The 20,498-nt window shown below is 57.8% G+C and carries 13 protein-coding genes; 7 read left to right on the plus strand and 6 right to left on the minus strand.

Going from position 1 to position 20,498, the window contains the following annotated elements; genetic code table 11:
* Positions 1-8: 8 nt before the first annotated feature.
* The 5 genes from IPH10_05615 to IPH10_05635 all read left to right on the plus strand — a co-directional run bounded on the left by IPH10_05615 (position 9) and on the right by IPH10_05635 (position 7,883).
* Positions 9-1,472: a 2-oxoacid:acceptor oxidoreductase family protein gene (locus IPH10_05615; protein MBK6910395.1), complete on the plus strand. Its 1,464-nt coding sequence runs from the start codon at positions 9-11 to the stop codon at positions 1,470-1,472.
* A gap of 284 nt (positions 1,473-1,756) precedes the next feature.
* On the plus strand, positions 1,757-2,386 hold the full coding sequence (locus IPH10_05620) for a TetR/AcrR family transcriptional regulator (protein ID MBK6910396.1): 630 nt from the start codon (positions 1,757-1,759) through the stop codon (positions 2,384-2,386).
* Positions 2,383-3,690 carry a TolC family protein gene (locus IPH10_05625; GenBank protein ID MBK6910397.1) on the plus strand — a complete coding sequence of 436 codons (1,308 nt, stop codon included), beginning with the start codon at positions 2,383-2,385 and terminating at the stop codon, positions 3,688-3,690. Before IPH10_05620 ends, IPH10_05625 begins: the two co-directional genes overlap by 4 nt.
* Before the next feature lie 19 nt (positions 3,691-3,709).
* The gene (locus IPH10_05630; GenBank protein MBK6910398.1) at positions 3,710-4,753 is read left to right on the plus strand and encodes an efflux RND transporter periplasmic adaptor subunit; all 1,044 of its coding nucleotides are present in this window, start codon (positions 3,710-3,712) and stop codon (positions 4,751-4,753) included.
* Positions 4,754-4,763: 10 nt separating this feature from the next.
* Entirely contained in the window at positions 4,764-7,883 is a 3,120-nt protein-coding gene (locus tag IPH10_05635; GenBank protein MBK6910399.1) for an efflux RND transporter permease subunit, read from the plus strand.
* A 79-nt stretch (positions 7,884-7,962) separates the two neighbouring features.
* Here the strand turns inward: IPH10_05635 and IPH10_05640 are convergent, their stop codons facing one another.
* From IPH10_05640 to IPH10_05655, 4 genes are all read right to left on the minus strand, one after another.
* On the minus strand, positions 7,963-9,057 hold the full coding sequence (locus IPH10_05640; GenBank protein ID MBK6910400.1) for a hypothetical protein: 1,095 nt from the start codon (positions 9,055-9,057) through the stop codon (positions 7,963-7,965).
* Between the two features lie 8 nt (positions 9,058-9,065).
* A complete protein-coding gene (locus IPH10_05645; protein MBK6910401.1) occupies positions 9,066-10,274 on the minus strand; it encodes a hypothetical protein in 1,209 nt (402 codons plus the stop codon).
* Between the two features lie 283 nt (positions 10,275-10,557).
* Positions 10,558-11,940: a sigma-54-dependent Fis family transcriptional regulator gene (locus IPH10_05650; GenBank protein MBK6910402.1), complete on the minus strand. Its 1,383-nt coding sequence runs from the start codon at positions 11,938-11,940 to the stop codon at positions 10,558-10,560.
* Positions 11,937-13,424 carry a hypothetical protein gene (locus IPH10_05655; protein MBK6910403.1) on the minus strand — a complete coding sequence of 496 codons (1,488 nt, stop codon included), beginning with the start codon at positions 13,422-13,424 and terminating at the stop codon, positions 11,937-11,939. Before IPH10_05655 ends, IPH10_05650 begins: the two co-directional genes overlap by 4 nt.
* 430 nt (positions 13,425-13,854) lie before the next feature.
* Here IPH10_05655 and IPH10_05660 point away from each other — a divergent pair, with 430 nt between their 5' ends.
* Together IPH10_05660 and IPH10_05665 are read left to right on the plus strand one after the other, a co-directional pair.
* Complete coding sequence (locus tag IPH10_05660; protein ID MBK6910404.1) at positions 13,855-15,345, plus strand: T9SS type A sorting domain-containing protein; 1,491 nt, start codon at positions 13,855-13,857, stop codon at positions 15,343-15,345.
* A 34-nt stretch (positions 15,346-15,379) separates the two neighbouring features.
* Positions 15,380-15,949, plus strand: a complete 570-nt coding sequence (locus IPH10_05665) for a YceI family protein (protein MBK6910405.1) — start codon at positions 15,380-15,382, stop codon at positions 15,947-15,949.
* A 92-nt stretch (positions 15,950-16,041) separates the two neighbouring features.
* On the opposite strand, the gene IPH10_05670 is transcribed toward IPH10_05665, so the two are convergent.
* Both IPH10_05670 and IPH10_05675 read right to left on the minus strand, forming a co-directional pair.
* Positions 16,042-19,155, minus strand: coding sequence for an efflux RND transporter permease subunit (locus IPH10_05670; protein MBK6910406.1), 3,114 nt, complete (start codon positions 19,153-19,155; stop codon positions 16,042-16,044).
* On the minus strand, positions 19,152-20,249 hold the full coding sequence (locus IPH10_05675) for an efflux RND transporter periplasmic adaptor subunit (GenBank protein ID MBK6910407.1): 1,098 nt from the start codon (positions 20,247-20,249) through the stop codon (positions 19,152-19,154). The genes IPH10_05670 and IPH10_05675 overlap by 4 nt, the downstream gene beginning before the upstream one ends.
* Between the last annotated feature and the right edge of the window lie 249 nt (positions 20,250-20,498).

The following is a 20,498-nucleotide window of genomic DNA, read 5'->3' on the forward strand; positions in this document are numbered from 1 at the left end:
GAGCCAACATGTCCGGCAACGTATTAGAGAAACCGCATGCCTTCTACGAGCATTTCGACCGCAAGGGTGGCCCGAAGGACACGACTCACTACTGTCCCGGCTGCGGCCACGGCAACGTGCATAAATTGATCGCCGAGACGATTGACGACATGGGACTGGCGGATCGCGCCGTGTTTGTGTCGCCGGTCGGCTGCTCGGTGTTCGCATACTATTATTTTGACACCGGCAATATTCAGGCGGCGCACGGCCGTGCGCCAGCTGTGGGCACGGGCGTCAGCCGTACGCGGCCGCATTCAATCGTGATATCGTATCAGGGCGACGGTGACCTGGCCTCGATCGGCACGGCCGAGATTATTCACGCGGCCAACCGCGGCGAAGCGATGACGGTGTTCTTCATTAACAACGCGATCTACGGTATGACCGGCGGACAGATGGCGGCCACGAGTTTGATGGGCCAAAAGACCACGACGTCGCCCTACGGCCGTGCTTCAGAAAATGAAGGCTTCCCGATTCATATGGCCGAGATGATCGCCACACTCGACGCCCCCGTGTTCGTGGCGCGCTGCCACTTGGCGGACCTGAAGGGGATCATGAACACGCGTAAATGCGTGCGCAAGGCAATTCAGGCCCAGGTGGACGGCAAAGGCTTCACCTTTGTGGAAATTCTGTCACCTTGCCCGACGGGTTGGAAGATGGACACGCATGCAGCCTGCGACTACATCGTGCGTGAGATGCTGCCGGTTTATCCGGAGAAAGTTATCAAAGATGAAATCGCGGCCCGGACGCCGTTCCATCGCGAACTCCGTGAATATTCTGACGCTGAAGTGGTTGAGACGCTCGAACTGGGCCAATTGGGCGAACCCTTTCCGTTAGACAAGAAATTCGTTGATAATTTCAAGACCATTGGTTTCAAATTTGCGGGATTTGGCGGGCAAGGCGTGCTGACGGCGGGAGCGGTTCTTGCGGCATTGGGCATGCAGGAGCATTTGCAAGTCTCGTGGATTCCGTCATACGGTCCGGAGATGCGCGGCGGTACGGCAAATTGCTCCGTCGTGATGTCGAAGGACCCGATCGGTTCGCCGCTCGTAGTGCGGCCCGACGTTTTAGCGGTTATGAACGATCCGTCGCTCGACGCCTTCGAAGATGTCGTTAAGCCCGGTGGTGTGATGATTGTGAATTCATCAATCATCGCGCGCAAAACGAAACGTGCCGATGTGCAGGTGCTTTACATTCCGCTGACGACCATTGCCGATGAGATGGGCCTGAAGGCCGCCGCCAACATGGTGTTGTTGGGCGCCTACCTTGAATACAGCAAACTGATGCCGCTTGAGCATCTGAAAAAAATAGTTCCCAAAGGGATCAAGCGCAAAGCCCTTGGCGAACAGAACATAGTAGCCGTTGAAGCCGGAGCACGCTGGGTGCGCGAAAACGCCGACGCCCTTAAAACCTTCCCGAGCTTCACAACGGCTTAGTTGCCCCCATCAGGGACATCAACGCAACGGGCCACCCCACGGGGTGGCCCTTCTATTTTGGCTTCGTGTCGCTCATCGACTTCCGGCGGCGGAATCTCGGCCGGTGCCCTTGACCTCCTCTCGCTTCTGCTTGGTCTCGCCTCTTATTTTTTGCTATCTCGACACTAAAATAAGAAAAAACAATAGACAAAAGAGTGACTGACTGGTCGGTTTACCCTTGACTGACTGGTCGGTTTACTTTATATTGGGAACAAGTTGACTGACCAGTCAGTTTGGAAATCACCATGACTACCCACGAACTCAAGGACCAGCGCGTCCTCCAGATCCTCGAAGCCGCGACCGAGCTGTTTGCCAAGCACGGCTTTGACCGTACCTCCGTAGATGAAATTGCCAAGAAAGCGGGCCTGTCGAAAGGTGCGATCTACTGGTATTTTCCATCAAAGGAGAAGATTCTCGTTGCCCTGGCCGAGCAATACGAAGCCAGCGATCAACAAGCCGTGGTCTCGATGGCCAGCGAGAATCAATTGGGCGGCAAAGCCCTTTGGATGGCCCACCGCCACCTGTTTGAATCGCGCGCGCAAAATCCGTTCACAGACCAGCTGCTGCACGAACTGATCAGCATGTCCGTAAAGTACCCCGAGATCGGCGAGGCGCTTGACCGGAATCATCAGCGCTGGTGTGAAGTTATCGTAGAACTTCTCGAAGGCGGTGTTGAGCGCGGAGATTTCAAGCCCTTTGACACGCGGATGCTGTCTGAAGCGATTGCCATGCTCTATCGCGGCAGCTGCACCATGAAATACGACGACCCGCATCGCGCCGTGGAAGTCATCGAATATGCGACGAAGCTCTTCTACAATGCGGTTACCCTCACAGCCGCCGAAGACATCAACAAAACCAAAGAGGCTGTAGCGTGAAAACTCTGTCGCTGATTATCCTGTTGGCCCTGCCGACGTTATTTGCCAGCGCCCTGACTCTGGATGAAGCAATCGCGCTCGCCAAGCAACGCTCGCTGGCCCAGCAACCGCCGCGCATCGAGCAACAGCGTACTCGCGGCCAGCTTTTCGAAGCGTGGTCGAACGCACTGCCGCAGATTGAAGGCAATATCGGTTATCAACGCGCGCTGCGCAAGGGGAAGATCTTCTTCCCGAATCCGGACACGGGGGAACTGACGCCCTTTGAATTGGACCAGAACAATGCGGTGCAGGCCGGTGTTACTCTGAACCAACCACTCTTGACATTCGGACGGGTGTCGGCCGGTGTGCGCGGCGCCGACGCCGCCATGAAAGCCACGCAGCACGCCGTCGTGCAGCAAGACCGGCAGACCGAGTTGGACGTGATGCAGCGCTTCTGGACGGTGTTAATGCTGCGCGATGTCGTAGCGGCGCGAGAACTTAGTCTGACCGTCAGTGACAGCTCGCTTCTGCGTGCACAACGTATGCGTGACGTCGGCCTGATGAGCGACTATGACGTCCTGCGCGTCCGCGTGCAAGCACAGAACCAGCGACCGCTGCTCGATCGTGCCCGCAGCGACCTGCAAATCGCCGAACTTGGATTGAAAGAATATCTTGGCGTGCCGCTGGACACGACGGTGACCGTGGACGGGACGTTGGCGACGTTTGCAGTCACGGCCGATCTGGCACCGGAAGCCGCGGACTTTGGTGCGCGGGAAGACCTGTCCTCACTGCGGGAATACGCGCATGCTCGTCAGCACGTCTACACGATCTACAGCAATGCGCGCTGGCCGGTGCTGGGCGGGCAACTGCGTTACGCGTGGCAGTGGCAAGACAATGATTGGGAAATGAATCCGCGCAATGAGAACTCCGCGTGGTACGCCGGGCTGTCACTGAATGTCCCGATCTGGTCGAGCGGTGCGATCAGCGGGAAGGCCATGCAAGCCCGGGCGGATTGGAATCACGCGCAATGGACATTAGCGCAGGCCGAACGCGGCGCACGCCTTCAGCTCGAATCGGCGCGCAACGATTTTACGACCGCAACGGCAAACGAAGAAGCGGCGACGTTGGCGGTGGAATTGGCGGAACAGGCACGCCGCATTGCTCAGACAAAATTTGGTCAAGGTCAGATTACAACGCTGGAGCTTGACGCCGCGCAACTCGATGAACTGACGGCGCGTGTCTCCCTGGCCGACGCCACCTACCGCCGCCTGCTGGCCAGTGCACAACTGCGCATAGCGCAAGGCCGCGCACCCTATACGAACTGACTTCCTGAGGATATGCACGATGAGTAAGACACGCATTATCACACTATCGGCGGCGGTGCTGATTGTCACGGCACTGTTTGCCAACAACGCCATTCAAAGCAACGCCGAGCCAACGCAGGATGCGTATAAGCGCATCGTGCCGGTCAGCGGTTTTGTTCTCGCCCCCGCGCCGTTTGTTCAGATGATCATGGAAACCGGCACTCTAACGGGTCGGCGCGAGTCCGTGCTCTCGGCCGAGGTCGGAGGACAAGTCGAGCGGATTCTGGTTGACGTCGGCGACAACGTACGTGCCGGTCAGCCGCTCTTGCAGCTCGATGACCGCATTCTCGAATTAGAGTCCGAACGCGCCTTGGTAGCGTTAGAGAAAGCGCGATTGGATTTTGACCGCGTTGAGAAGCTCGAACACGAAGGCAGTATCTCGCAATCGGATTACGAAGGCGCGCGCCTGAATTTGAAAGGCGCTGAAGTGCAATACGAATTCGCCAAGAAGACGTATGAAGATGCGACAGTACGCGCACCGTTTGCCGGAACGATTGCCCGCAAGATGACTGAAATCGGTCAGATGGTGGATCGCGGTCAACCCGTTCTGTACATTGTGGACAATGAACAGCTAAAACTCGAACTGGCGGTTGACGAGTCCCGCATCGCTTCCATTCAGGTCGGCGCGCCTGTGGTGATCTTTGTCGAAGCATTGAACGACTCATTTCCTGCCGAGGTCAGCGCTGTTGGAGCGCGGGCCACAAACGGATCGCGCACGTTCCCGGTTGAAGTGAAGCTCGCCGCGGCAGATGGCATAAAAGCCGGCATGTTTGCACGAGCGTTCGTGTTCGCCGGCGTGGACTCGACCAGCCTGCTCGTTCCGCGTGCGGCGACCCTCCCGGATGTTGGCCGCACAGTGGTATTTCTGGCCCGCGGTGACAAAGCCGAGAAGCGCGCCGTGACGGTTCTGGGAATGAGTGGCGATCAAGTTGCCGTGGACGGCGTCGCAGCCGGTGATACGGTGATTGTCACGGGCAATCAGTTGCTGTCGCAGGGCTCGCATCTCGCGCTCAGCTTGAAATAGGACCGCTGACATGACACTTACACAATTAGCAATCAAACGACCGAGTGCGGTAGCGATGTTCTTCCTGGCCATCGCCGTGCTTGGAATCATGCTGTATAATCGGCTGCCGGTTGACCTGTTGCCGACGATGAATTGGCCCATGGTCACGGTGGTCACCGCTTGGCCGGGCGCGGGACCGAAGGAAGTGGAGACGATGGTCTCCCGTCCGATTGAGGATGCCGTTGTTTCGCTGAACAAGCTTAAGCACATTCGGTCGGTCAATCGCGAGCACGCTTCGATTGTGATGCTTGAATTCGACATGTCCGCGAATGCCGACGTGGTCCTGCAAGAAACACAACGTGTCATCACGACGGTGCGGGCCCAGCTACCGGACGACGCGGAGGAGCCGCAACTCTATAAGGCCGATGTCGGCGCGATGCCGATCTTGCGCCTTGCCGTATCCAGCAAGCTGTCCGAACCGGATCTTTTCACGTTTGTTGACGAGCACGTTCGTCCGCGTTTGGAACAGGTGGACGGAGTGGGGCAGGTTGTCGTCACAGGCGCCGCCGAACGCGAAATTCAAATCTCGATTGACCCCGAGCGACTCGCCACACACGGTTTGTCGCTGGCGCAGCTCAACGGGGTGCTGGCCGCCGATAATCTCGATGTTCCAGCGGGCAAGGTCTATTCGGCCTCGCAGGATTACACCGTTCGCCTCAACGGGAAGTACGCGACGCTTGACGAAATCGCTCTGACACGAGTGCCACTCGCTGACGGTTCGGCCATCTATCTCCGCGACGTCGCGACGATCACGGACACGATAAAGTCCAATCGCTCCCTGACGCGCTTGAACGAGGTCAGCGCTCTGGGTATTCAGATCGTCAAGCAGTCACAAGCCAATAGCGTCCGCACGTCGGAGCGTGTGCGCAGCGTGCTGGCGAAAGTTGAGGCCGAGTATGGCGATCTCGCGAATATCGAGGTCGCTCAGGACATCACAATCTTCAATCGCAACTCGATCAACGAAGTCCAGCGCAACATCGCTGAGGCTCTGGTAACGGTCGCGTTAGTGCTGCTTGTCTTTCTCCACTCGATGCGCAATTCGTTGATTGTGCTGGTTGCGATTCCACTCTCAATCGTCTCCACGTTCATCTCGATGAAGCTCTTCGGCATGTCCGTCAACCTGATGACGATGATGTCGTTGGGCATGGTCATCGGCGTCCTGGTGGACGACTCGATTGTGGTCCTTGAGAATATCCACCGCTGGCTCAAAAAAGGCGCCGATCCGGTTACAGCCGCAATTAGCGGCCGAAACGAGATTGGCCTGGCCGCGGTGTCCATTACATTAGTGGACGTCGTGACATTCCTCCCCGTCGCGTTTGTCGAGGGACTCGTCGGAAACATCTTCCGAGAGTTCTCCCTTGTCTTTGTCACGGCCCTGCTTATGTCCCTGCTCGTGTCATTCACGATCACACCGCTGTTAGCAAGTCGCTTGAATACCGCGGAGAACATCCACGGTGAAAAGTGGATGCGCGGATTCGCGCGTCGCTTTGAAGCATGGTTCACGTCCTTGGAACAGAGCTACCGCAGCGTGCTGCGCTGGTCTATAGGACATCGCGGGATTGTCATTGCCATAGCGACGGTCATGATGATTGGATCCGTTGCGCTGATTCCCATGGGCTTCATCGGCAGCGACTTCGTGCCGCCGATGGACCGAGGCGAATTCGCGGTGGCCACCAAGATGCCGCTCGGGACGACGCTGGCAGAGAATAGCGCGGTTATGGGACGCATCGAGAACTACCTCATGTCGCATCCGGAAGTGAAACAAATCCTCACAACGGCCGGAATGCAAGAGACTGAGTGGGGCATCAATGAGAACGCGCGCCTGGGCAGCATTCAAGTCCAACTCAAAGGCCGCGATGAACGCGCGCAGCCTACAACTGCGACGCAAGCTGAGATCGCACAGTACTGCAAGGACATTCCGGGTCTTGAAATTCGCATCAGCGACATTGGACTCTTTGGAACGGCGAATGCCGCGCCGATTCAGTACGAAGTGCGTGGGCAGAACCTCGATAGCGTGCAGGTTGCCGCTGATTACGCGATGTCCGTATTGCGCAATATCCCCGGTGCCCGCGACGTAGAGACAAGCTATGAACTCGGATCACCTGAATTGCAGATCATTGTGGACCGAGGGCGCGCCGCCGCGGCGATGTTGACGCCCGGCCAGGTTGCCCAGTCACTGCGCAGCGCGGTGAACGGTGATGTGATCTCACGTTTCAGCACGGGCGAGCTGGAAGTGGACATTCGCTCGGTGTTGACGCCGGAATTCCGCACTGACCCCACGATGATCAGCGAAATCGAGATTCAGAACGCGGCGGGTCAGATGGTCAGACTTGGCGAAGTCGCGCGCATTGAGCGTATGAGCGGTCCGTCCTCGATCACGCGCAAGGACCGCGAGCGTCTCGTAACAGTCTCCGCCAACGTAGTGGGGCGGTCGCTCGGCGAGGTGCAAGGCGACTTTGATATAGAAATGGAAAAGTACACGCCGCCGCAGGGCGTCGGCTTCTTCGCCTATGGTGACGTGGAAAACATGCGGACGATGATGACTGACATGTTGCAGGCGATCATGCTGTCAATTCTGTTCGTTTATATGGTGTTGGTCGTGCTCTACGAGAGTTACATCTACCCCTTTGTGGTGATGTTCTCCGTGCCCGTAGCGATTGTCGGCGCCCTGGTCGGTTTGGCGGTGACGGGCTACACGCTCTCGATGTTCTCGATGATCGGATTGCTGATCCTGATGGGACTTGTCACCAAGAACGGCATTCTGATTGTGGACTATACGAATCAAATGCGCGCCCGCGGTATGTCAGTGGCGGACGCCTTGCTCGAAGCCGGTCCGCGCCGTTTGCGGCCGATTCTGATGACGACGATGACGATGGTATTGGGCATGCTGCCCCTCGCGTTGGCACTTGGCGAGGGGTCGGAAATGCGCGCGGGTATGGGCGTCGTGATCATCGGCGGGCTATTGTCCTCGCTTCTACTCACTCTTGTCTTGGTGCCCGTTATGTACACGCTGCTCGATCGCCTGAGCAAGAAAGACTGGTCAGCCGAATCCGCGATAGCGAAAACGGACTCAGTTCCGGCTCTGGGCTGACGACCTCTCAAATTACATCGGTTGATTTAAACAAAGGGTCTGCGCGAGCAGACCCTTTGTGCATGTCGTGCGTCTTGGATTAATTTCCCGGGCCGACACGGCCGCGTCCCCAAATCCGCATCGTGCCGTTGAGAGGCGCAGTGTAGGGAACTTCAACTTGCACCGCGAAGGGATAGTCGGGTACGCCGCCGTCAACATAGGGATGCTGCCCTCCGTAGATGCCGATGTCCGCGCGTGACCCGTCAAGGTCAAATGGTGATGCGGGATTGGCCGCATTGATCAATAGCGAACCCGATGCCAGATGATAATCGGAGGCGCGGGCGTCGGAGTAGTTGAGGTTTACAAATGCCGCTGCCGTTGCGGCGATGTGAGTCGCGCCAGGTGGCGCAACGTTGGTGTGAGCGCAGTAACTGAAGCTCATCGAGCCGGTGTATGTATTTACATAGCCCGGCTCGGAGAAAATCACACAGTTTTCGGCAACGCCTGCAATTGCGCCGGAAACCGGCGTCAGGTTTGAATTTTCCGTTGTGAAGATACAGTGGCTAACGGTGCAGCTCGAACCGGTCGTGACCGGGTACGAGTGTATGCCGCGCTCGAAGTTCGCAAGCACCGACGATGTCACGATGATGTTGCAATTTGAACGGTAGAGTATACCGGGTTTGTTGCTCGAGTCGCCACTTCCCGAACTCCAAAGCACGCACTGTACGACGTCGGCTGAGGCCTGCTCGCCAAGCGAGATGGCGGCGGTGTACCCAGCCGTAGTGTTGTAGTTCTCGATGAAACAACGCCACACGAAGATGCGCGAGGCACCGCTGCGAATGCGCAGTACGGAGGTCAGCGAGTCAGTCGAACCGTTTGCGAAGCTCGCGCGAATCCACAGGCTCCGCAATTCCGTGCTGTCCGCCGTACCCATGACCTCCACTGCGCCGTTGACCAACACTCCTTCGCCGATTCCGGCACCGGTACCAGCGCCGATAATCACGAGCTTGCGATCAACGGTGAAGCCGTTGTAACCGCCGCTCATAACAAGAATGGTGTCATTCGCGGCGGCAGCGCTGATTGCTGTGGAAATTTGCGTATAAAGCTGAGTACCGTTGCTCGCTACCTTAAGCACGGCCGCCTGCGTCCATCCAGCGCAGATTGCGAGCGCAAGAACAATGAGTAGTTTCTTCATGTAAGTACCTATTGTGAAATGTTCTGGTCAGAGGTTATGGCCGCGTCGCACGGCTCGGGTGCAGTCTCAAGCGCCACGACGTAGTAGAGCCGCTTCGGTTGCGTCGGTGCCAGCAGTAGTGACGTGTCCGGCGGCAGGACGGTGATGTAGCTGGAGAAGGGTCCGGTTTCGAGTGAGTCGTAATGCACGTGGTAGCTCAAGGCCTCGGGGTATTTGGTCCACATCAGTAAGACCTGCGCATCGCCGACAACACCTTGCGTCGTGGCAAGCAGATGAGACGTGACCACTGTGACCGAGTCCGTCAGCGCATCGTGCCAGCGGTCGCCGGCATCGCGAACACGCATGCCAATGACATGCTGCCCAAGCGTGAGGTCGGCGGCGACATAGCGGCGCATCGTTTCCTCGCCTTCGTCGAACACGCCATCTTCGGCGAGCAATTCGCAGCCGTTGCCGATACCCGGATCGCTATCAACATAAAATTCGCCGGCCGAAATGCGGTTCATGCCACCGTTGATCGGCAAACCGATACGCAACGGGCGTTCAGTCGTGAAAGACCAGACCCCGCCGCCGCGGAAACGCAGGTAGAGTGAGTGTTTGCCTTGACCTGTGGCCGCGACTTGAACGGTGGAATCATAAGCGATAACATCGGCGCCGCTGGCAATGTCAACCGGAATGCCATTGCCTTGACCAGGATCGCTGTCGAAATAGACTTCCGCACCGTCAATCAACGCGCTGCCGATTCGAATCGTGCTGGTCGCCGGAGCGGACCACGTTCCTCCGCTGTAGCAGCGCAGGTTGAACGTGTGAAAGCCGCGCGTCAAGGGTGGAACATCCCAATCTGTTAGATCGACCATTCCGAGAGGCGAGATACTCACCGGTATCGCGCTGCCGATTCCCGGATCGTTGTCAAAGTACGCCTCCGCAGCGCTCATCTGCGTTCCAATGCCTACTCGAATGACGCGCCGGGTCGGCTCGCCCCAGCGGCCATCGTCACGCCGAACACGTACATTCAGAACATGTGGACCAACGTCAAGCCCGGCCGTGCTGACATCGCCGTCGAGCGCTATCACATCGTTCGCGACGACGGCGATCGGCGTGCCGTTGCCTTGTCCCGGATCAGCGTCGAAGAAGTACTCCGCCGCCGTGATCGAGTGTGATTGTGCCACAGCGATACAGACCCCGGCCAGGAAGACCACAACAATGCTAAGAACCTTCATCTGCACCTCACCTTCTGAGCGTTTTGCTCATCGTTTTCATTGCTTCGTAAATAATATATGCGGTCGTTCAGGTCTTGCAAGATGCACGATAGGCTTGACGTAACTAAGTCACAATAGTGATGGCGCAGGGTGCCCCGCGTTTACTATCTATCGGATACAATGCATGCTCGGTCAGATGAATTGCATGCCTCTTGACTCAGCAAAGTTGATTGGCGCATAACGCAGAACGGGCGAACCAAACTGGTCCGCCCGCTTCCATTCAGATTCAATGAAATACTTCTAACTACTCATTCTTACTCAGCCCCAACGCGTTCAGAATTCGATAGACTGTTTTTCTGTCTACGCCGGCGCGCAAGGCTACGCGGCTGATGTTGCCTTTCTCTTCCGTCATCAATTGCGTGAAATACTGCGCCTGAAAGTGGTCTACCAACCTATTGCGGGCGGCCTCGTAAGTTTCATTTGCGTGCACGACGATCTGCGGTTTGTCGGACCGCGTGATGTGTGAAGGTAAGTCATCCTCGCGAATGGCCGCGCGTTCGGCCAATGATACTGCGCGCTCCACAACGTTGCGCAATTCGCGTACGTTGCCCGGCCACGCATAGTGCTGCAGTCGTTCCAGCGCACGCGGTGCAAATCCCTCAATCTGTCGGCCGTAACTTGTGGCAATTTCTTTCAAGAAATGCTGAGCGAGCGCGGGGATGTCGTCCGGCCGGTTGCGCAGAGGCGGAATGGTCAGCGTGACCACGGCGACGCGAAAGTATAAGTCTTCCCGAAGCTGTTTCTGGGTGACGGCCTCTTGCGGATCACGGTTCGTCGCCGATACAATCCGCACGTCGAGTGGCAGTTCACGGTTGCCTCCGACTCGGCGCACGCTGCGCTCTTGAATAACGCGCAAGAGCTTGGCCTGCATGCCCGGATCCATCTCGGTGATTTCATCGAAGAAGAATGTGCCGCCGTAGGCCTCTTCGAGTAGACCCTTGCGCATCGTCGAGGCGCCCGTGAACGCGCCCTTCTCATGGCCGAAAAGCTCACTCTCGATCAAGTTGGCTGGCAGCGCGCTGCAATTGACGGCGAGGAATGGTCCGCCGCTACGGCGGCTGGAGTTGTGGAGCGCGCGGGCCAGGACCTCCTTGCCCGTGCCCGATTCGCCTTGAATCAAGACGCTGGCATCGGTGTCCGCGACTCGCGCGGCCATACGCATGAGTTCGCGCATCGCCGGATCCACGGCTACGACGCCGGACAAGAGCTTCTGCTGCGCGAGTTCGTGCCGCAGCCGCTGATTCTCCATCATCAAGGCGCGTTCCTTCAAGGCCCGGGCCACGACGTGCGTGAACTGATCCTTGGCAAACGGCTTGACAATGTAGTCCGTCGCGCCTTCCTTCATGGCTTGCACGGCCGTTTCGACGGTGGCGTAGGCCGTCATCATCACGACGGGCAGATTGCCGTGCGCATGCTTAACGTGCTGGAGAATTTCCATGCCGTCGCGATGCGGAATCATCAAGTCCGTGACGAGCAAGTCCGGATCGTATTCGGCTAATGTTCGTTCCAGATCGCGTCCGTCGCTCAGCGTGCGCACGTCGAAGCCTTCACGCGTCAGCATCATTCGGCAATTGTCCAGCAGGTCAGGTTCGTCATCAATGACGAGAATACGCGCCGTGTTGTTCATGCTCGGTGTGTCTGCTCGTTCGGGAGTGTTACGATGAACGTGGTGCCTTCGCCCGGCGTGCTCTCGACATGAATTGAGCCGCCGTGTTCTTCAATGATTCGATAGGTTATCGAGAGTCCAAGTCCGGTGCCTACGCCGACGTCCTTCGTTGTGAAAAAGGGGTCGAAGATCTTCTGAAGATTGCGCGGTTCGATGCCGCTTCCGCTGTCCGTGACTCGCACGACGACGTTGTCACCGCTGCGCGTCGTTCGCAGCGAGATGGTGCCGCCCTTGGGCGTTGCATCCATCGCGTTCAGCACAAGATTGATGAAGACCTGCTCAAGTTCCGTGCTTTCGCCGCGCACAAGCGGCAGCCCCGCTTCCGCCTCCGCGACCAGCATGAGCCCGCGCTTTTCTGCCTCCTTGCGCACCAACAGAACCACGCCATTTAGCAATTGATCGAGGTGCAGCGGCGAACGCGTTCCGGACGACTTCCGCGCAAAAGACAGCAGTTTGCTGACAATTTTCGAGATGCGGTCGGTCTGCTTGTGCATCATGGAGAGGTGCGCCTCCATGTCCTCCACTTGGCGGCGGTCCCGCACGTCATCGAGCAGCAGTTCGAGACGGTTCTTAATGATCCCGACAGGATTATTGATTTCGTGCGCCACCCCGGCCGCGAGCTGTCCGGTGGCGGACATCTTTTCCATCTGGACCAGCCCGGCCTGGGCGTCGCGCAGCTCTTGCGTGCGCTGCTCCACAATCAGCTCCAGATTTTCATTCTGCTTTTGAATTTGCGCCGCGAGCGCCATGCGTTCCTGATTTTCCGCGAGAATCTGCTTGTCGGCTCGCACCGCAATAACCCATACGACGAAGAACAGGACGAGGCCCGTTAGCAGCGTGCTGATTAGAATCATTAGCCGCAGGTCTTCGACTCGACCGTATGTTCCTGCGACATTCATCAGGATCTCAAAGACGAAGCGCGTGGAGCCGCCGTCGGCTGTTCTGAAATTCACCGGAACGTAGGCCACCAGATGGTCCGTTTGCCCCGTCGCCATGGGCATGTGGGCTGCAGTTTGTTCTGTGACAAGATAGGAACTGGTGCGGCCCGCCAAGGCTGATAACAGGTTGGAATTCGTTGGATCGCTATGTCCTTCGCGCAGCGAGTCGGTCGAGAATACGATCTTGTGCTGCTTGTCGTAGATACTAATGCGTTCGATATCGAACCCGCTGACAAACGTCTGCACAATGCCCGTGAGTTCACGGTGCGCCAACGGATGGTCAAAGGGAAAGGTCTCGAAGGTCATTTCCCAAGGTTCGAGATAGAACTTGTCAATCGAGCGCGCGAGGTGATTAACTGCTGCAACGCCGTACTGCTCCGCGACCGAAATCAGGTTGGCCCGGCCCAGCCGATAGGCCGCGACGCCGCCTAAACCCACGATCAGGAGATCGAGGAGCAGGAAGTTCAGCGCGAAGTAGCGCGTCAGGCGTGGGCGGGAGCGGTTCACCGTTTGGAGTCTGTAAGTTACTGCAAAAATTCAGCTAACGAATCACAGGCACACTGTGGCATGAATGTCACAAATCGAAGATGTTAATTTACAGGGACTTGTCGTGAAATGGGGTATGCTCGCCTCAATCCCGGGGAGAGGAAGAGATACGAAATGCTATAGCGCGGTCGTGGTGTTCTTGATTGTAAGAATTTATTTTAATTAGCATTTATGGTTCGAGAATCGTCAAAATCTCCGTGCTGGCACAGGCCTTGCCTTAGTCAAAGCGGGGACCGCAAGGACAGCATAGTTTCCAGTTCATTCGCCAGCGCCTTGCGGTCCCCCTCTCCCGCTCGCTCCTTCAGCGGTGGCAGCTCTAACAGGATTTTCCGGCGCGCCCCGCGACCATAATAAGCAACCTTTTCATAGAAAGCCACACGGAACCCCGGCCATGACAGCACGACACCTTTGCACAATCGCCCTGGCACTCCTACTCTCAACGGGACCTGCGTGGGCATTCCTACACGACGTTTCGATCCAGAGTTTCGCCTTTAACCCGCAGTCGCTGACTGTTCAGCCGGGCGATTCGGTTCGTTTTACGAATCTCGACTCTGCGCCGCACACCGTGACCTCTACCGGCGGCATATTTGACAGCGGCATGCTGACGACCAACATGACGTTTGTGGCGACATTCCCGACCGCCGGAAGTTATGGTTATGTGTGCCTCTTCCACTCCAACATGTCCGGCGTCATAAATGTTGGCTCGTCCGGCGGTGGCGACACGAGTTGGGTCGAGCAGACCAGCCCGACCTCGTTGCCTTTGATGGATGTTCGTTTCATCGATGCTCAGCACGGTTGGATTGCTGGTGAGCAAGGGATGCTCCGGACCACGAACGGCGGCGAAACGTGGACCTTGACGTCAACGCCGGAGGATCTTGAAGCCGTCTATTTTATCAACGCCAATGAGGGCTGGGCCTGCGGCAATGACGGCTACCTGATTCACACGACCAACGGCGGCCAATCCTGGTCACCGCAGACTAGTGGCGCTGGCGACAAGTTGCGCGACATCTGGTTCGCCGATGCGCAGAACGGCTGGGCGGTGGGCAAAGACGGCATTTTCATTCGCACGATAAACGGCGGTCAGACGTGGACGCCGCAGGTTAGCCCGGCCACGGACGACTTGCGCGGCATCCACATGATCACGGCAACGTACGGGTGGGTCGTTGGCTCGGACGGACTGATACTCTTCACCGACGATGGCAACAACTGGGATATTCAGCTCAGTGTCCCCGGCGGCGAAGAAGATGAGTTTGAGTCCATCTATGCGCATGACGCCAACCACGCCTGGGCGGTTGGCGGCCAGGGCCGAATCTACTACACGGTTAACGGTGGCCAGGATTGGATGCAGCAGACCAGCGGCACAACGGTCGCAATTCAGGATGTGCACTTTTCCAGCCTTGAAAACGGTTGGGCCTGCGGCGCGGGCGGCTACTTGTCCAATGCCATGGAATCGGGCACGATGTGGCACACGCAGACGCCGCCCGAGGTTCTGACCTTTAATTCGGTGTTCTTTGTGAGTGATTCGCTGGGCTTTCTGGTGTCGGGCGACGGCCGGATTTTCCGCCGGGAAATCACCGGTGGCGTGAGCGCCAGCCCGGAGCACCACCATCATCAGTCTGTCGAGTTCGAACTGCTGAACAATTATCCGAATCCGTTCAATCCTGCCACCACGATAGAATTTAATCTGTCTGCCGCAGGCTTGACAACCTTGACAATTTTTGACATACTGGGTCAGCAGATTGCTCAGCCTGTCCATGGGCAACTGGCAGCCGGGAGCCATCGAGTCGAATTCGTGGCGTCCGGAATGCCCAGCGGCGCGTACTTCTACCAGTTATCGGCCGCGGGCCGCACTGAGACGCGCAAAATGCTGCTGTTGAAATAAGCTAATGTCCAGACTATTCACCGGAGAGCGCCGCATGCGAACCACATTTCTTCTTCTCGTTGCCGCGGCCCATATCTGTCTGGCGGGCGACATGTTCACCATCGTGCAGGGCAGTTCGGCCAACTTAGTGAAGTTCATCAGTAATGCGCCGCTGGAACAGGTGATCGGGCACACGTCCATGGCAACGGGCTATGTGACGCTGCCGGACGGCGCACAGGCCGGGCAGGGTGAAGTTCATGTGGATCTGTCGTCGTTGGACACCGGACTGAGCCTGCGCAACAAGCACATGCGCGAAAATCATCTTGAGACGGACAAGTATCCCGAAGCAGTGTTTCAACTGACGACTCTGACTGTGCCAGCGGGCCAACTTAAAGACGGTGAACGCACGGCGGTGCAGGTCACGGGTACGTTATCGCTGCACGGCCAGAGCAAGCTCATCTCGCCTGTCACCTGGATGACCCGGCAAGCCGATGAACTGACCATCGAATCCGACTTCACGATTACGCTCTCTGAATTCAATATAACGCGCCCCGAGTTCCTTGTCCTCAAGTTATCGGATGAGCAGCAAATCAGCGTGAAACTGGTTGGCCGCAAGTCGAGCTGAACAAGACGATTTTCCTCTGCGGTGCGGGCTGACCGCAAAAAAAGCCCTTGGGATGGTCACCCAAGGGCTTTCTTGTAACTGGCTGTTGGTAATTAGTGCGCGTGTTGCGGAGTAGGATCGCCTGTGACCTGGGCGTCGGCATCGGCCAGCGCCTGATCAGGATCATGCACGGGCGAGAAGCGCGCCAGCAGTGAATAGACAACGGGTACGAGCACGAGTGTCAGGAATGTCGAGAACAGCATGCCGCCGACGACGGCGATACCGAGCGGACGGCGCGCCTCGGCGCCTGCACCGAGCCCGATGGCGATCGGCAGAATACCGAAGACGGTCGCGAAGGACGTCATGAGAATCGGACGCAGTCGAATAACTGACGCTTCAATCACAGCCTGTTGGATCGCCTGACCGCGGGCGCGTAATTGGTTGGCGAATTCGACGATCAGAATGGCGTTCTTGGTCACCAGACCAATCAGCATGATCAGTCCGATTTGCGAGTAGATATTGAGCGACTGGCCGAACACGAACAGTGACACGAGCGCGCCAAACACCGCCAGCGGTACCGACAGCAGAATCGTGAATGGGTGAATGAAGCTCTCGAACTGCGCGGCCAGCACGAGGAAGATAAACACCAGCGCCAGGACAAAGAAGAAGTAAAGTCCGGTGGAGGACTCTTGATACTCCAGCGACTGCCCGGCATATTCCCGGCGAATAGACGGCGGCAAATTGCCGGTCGCGACGCGGTCCAAATCGTCCAACGCCTGACCCAGCGACACAAACGGAATCAGGTTCGCCGTCAGCGTGGCCGAGCGCAAGCGGTTGTAGTGATTGAGCTCTTTCGGTCCAGCGGTTTCCGAAACAGCGACGAGATTGGCCAGTTGCACAAGACCGTTCTGCCCGCGGACATAGATCCCTTCGATCACATCGGGCGTCGCGCGTTCGGCGGCCTGCACCTGCATGATGACGTCATACTGCTTCGATCCGCGTTTGAAATCGCTGATGACGCGGCCGCCCAAAAGCGCTTGCAGCGTCGAGCCGATTTCGCTGGTGGAGACGCCGAGCTCGGCGGCACGTTCACGATCAATGGCGATGCTTAGTTCAGGCTTGTCGAGCTTCAGATCCGTGTTAACATTGTACAAGTAGCCGAGCTTATTGGCCTGGGCGACCATGACGTTCATGGCCTGGCTCAACTCTTCGTAGCTTTCGGCCTGCAGCACGTATTCGATTGGGCTCGAAGAGAACTGGCCGAGGCTTGGCGGATTGATGACGAACGCCAGCACGCCGGGAATCGAGAACAACTGCGGAAAGAGTTCGCCGACGATTGCCTGTTGTGACTTGTCGCGGCCGTCCGCCGATCCGATGTTGAGGAACATGAAGCTATCGGTCACCCGCCCCGGCCCTTGGAAGCCGAGTCCCGTGGCGGTGAAGAGGCCTTTGCGTTCAGGCAGCGGTAAGAGGATGCTTTCAATCGTGCGTACGTGTCGGTCGGTGTAAGCGAGGGTCGAGCCTTCCGGTGCCAGCACGATGCCGAAACCGATGCCGCGGTCTTCCGTCGGCACGAGCTCGCTGGGCATGAACTTGAAAATCGCACCGCTGATGAGCACGAGCAGTACCGATGTTATCACCGTCGCCAGACGGTGCCGCAGCGCGAACTTGAGTATGCGTTCGTAGGTGTTGTTCAGCCAGACAAAAAAGGAGTCGAAACTGCGGGCCGCCCAGCTCTGACCGGTGCCGTGAATCGGTCGCAGGATGCGCGAACTGAACATCGGCGTCAGCGTGAGTGCCACAAAGCCGGAGATTGCCACGGCAATCGCTACCGTGAATCCGAACTCGCGGAACAGGCGACCGACCGATCCCGTTAGAAACGCGACCGGAACGAACACGGCCACCAATGCAATCGTCGTGGCAATCACGGCGAAGGCAATTTCCCGCGTACCGTCAAAGGCCGCTCGCAAACGGGATTTGCCCATTTCCATATGCCTGAATATATTCTCGAGGACGACGATTGCGTCGTCCACCACCAATCCGATGGCCAGCACCAGCGCCAGCAGCGTTAAGATATTGATGGTAAAACCGAGAAAGTAGATCACGACGAACGTGCCGACGATGGAGACGGGAATCGCCAGAGTGGGAATGAGTGTAGCGCGCATGCTCTTCATGAACGCCAGCACGACCAGGATCACGAGACACATAGCGATAATGATGGTCTCAGTGACTTCGGTTATGGACTCCGTAATGAACTGCGACGAGTCATAAGCGATGTCAATTCTCATCCCCGCCGGCAGCGCGGCCACCAGCGCCGGAAGCTGTTCGCGAACGGCCCGGGCGACGTCAATCGTCGAGGCTTTGGACTGTTTGACGATACCGAGTCCGACCGCGGGCTTGCCGTTATAGCGCGCCACGGTGCGCTCGTCTTGAGCGCCGATTTCGACGGTGGCGACATCGCCTAACCGTACCACACCGTCCTGGTTTTGCGCAACGATGAGCGCGGCAAACTGCTCCGGCGTGTTGACTTCTCCACGCGTACGCACGGAGAATTCACGCTCGCTGCCTTCGATGCGTCCGCCGGGTATCTCCGCATTTTCGCGTGCAATAGCGGCCTCGACGTCGCTCGGAGTCAAGCCCCGGGCGGCCAGCCGCTGCGGGTCAAGCCACACGCGCATGGCGTAGCGCCGTTCACCGCCGATGATGATAGACCCGACGCCCGGCAGGCGCTGTAAGCGATCTTTGAGAATGCGATCCGCGGCCTCCGTAAGCTGCAAACCGTCATGTACGTCGCTGGACAGACCGAGCCAGACAATCGGCTGCGCATTGGCGTCAATCTTCTCGACGACGGGATCTTCCACGTCGCGCGGCAACAGACCACGGCTACGGGCGACGCGCTCGCGCACGTCATTGGCCGCCTCTTCAACCTCGCGCGACAGTTCGAATTCAATCGTGATGACGGAACCCTCTTCGCGGCTGGCTGATTTCAGCGTCTTGACGCCCGACAGGGTCGCGAATTGTTCTTCGAGAATATCGGTAATCTCAGTTTCGACCACGCTGGCGCTCGCGCCGCGGTAGAGCGTCACCACCGAGACCACCGGCGGGTCTATGTCCGGATATTCGCGCACGGGCAACCGCAGAAACGCGATCACGCCGAACAGCACGATTGAAAGACTCATCACCGACGCGAAAACGGGTCGGCGAATCGAGAGATCACTTAGTTTCATTGAGCGCTCCCGCTGTCGCTCGGCGCGGCCTGCTGCTGTGCGGCCGTGGAATCGAGGCTCGACACCGGCATGACTTTCGCGCCGTCAAAGATCTTCTGCTGTCCGGCACGCACCACGGTTTGTCCCGCTTCCAGTCCACTGACGATTTCGACATACTGCCGCGAACGGCTGCCCAACCGCAGCGCCACGCGTGCGACGGTGGAGTCCGGCTTCACGGTGTAGACGTACGGCTGGTTCTGGTCAAGGAAGATGGCCTCGCTGGCAATGGTCAGCGCGGCAGGCCGCTCTTGAAGTGTAATGGCAACGTTCGCCGACATGCCCGGACGGTACTTGAGTTCAGGATTGTCAATCCGCGCCACAATCCCGACATTGCGCGTCAACGCGTCAATCTGTGGTTCAACCGCCATGACGGTTCCGCTGACCTCTTCGCCCGCGAAGGCTGTCGTGCGAATCGTCACGTTGGATCCGACTCGCAAATCGTTCAGGTAGCGTTCGGGGATGGCAAAGCTAACGCGCAGCTTTTCGACGCTGGCAATATCCACAATGGGAGTGCCGGGCTGCACGTACGCTCCGGGGCTCACGCGGCGTGCGCCGGCCATGCCGCCAAACGGAGCGCTGATGCGTGTCTTTTCGAGCTGTGCCTGGGCAAACGCAACATTCGCTTCCGCGACGCGCAATGCGGCCTCGGCGTCGTCCAGGTCCTGTGTCGGCACGGCGCCCTGGTCAACGAGGGGTTTCACGCGATTGAATGACGACTGCGCCTGATCGCGTACTGCGCTGGCTCTGTCCAGGGCGGCCTGCAATTCACGATCGTCGAGTTTTGCCAGAAGTTCGCCGTTGCGCACGGTACCCCCTTCAGCAAATGGAATCCGCGTCACCGTCCCAGGGATTTCCGCGACCACGGTCACGGCCTGGTCGGCCGATATCGTGCCGATAGTCTCAAAGCGATCTTCAACCGCCTGCATTTTGGGTTGCGTGACCTCCACGGGTGTGGGAGGCATTTGAAAGCCGCCGCCCCATCCGCCGCCCATGCAGCCCAGCACGAAGGCGCAACTGGCGATAGAGGCAAGTTTCGCAAGTCGTAATCTAACCATGTACATTTCCTATCTCGAATAAATGACGCAATGGGGTGGGAGAACGAGTTTGCATCAGGTTGTGCAAACGGGCCTAAGGCTGTGTGAGAATTGGAGCAACTACTCCACTTTGCACAGATGTTCCAATATAGCGAGATTGGGCCAGATAATCAACGTGTGACAAAGCTACTTATTGCCCACGATCCCCGGTCTTCGCTGGCATAAAACACCCAATCTTAGTATTTTACAAAGTTTGCCATGATTAGAGGA

Source organism: bacterium (assembly GCA_016702305.1).
In the GTDB taxonomy this organism is placed as follows: domain Bacteria; phylum Electryoneota; class RPQS01; order RPQS01; family RPQS01; genus JABWCQ01.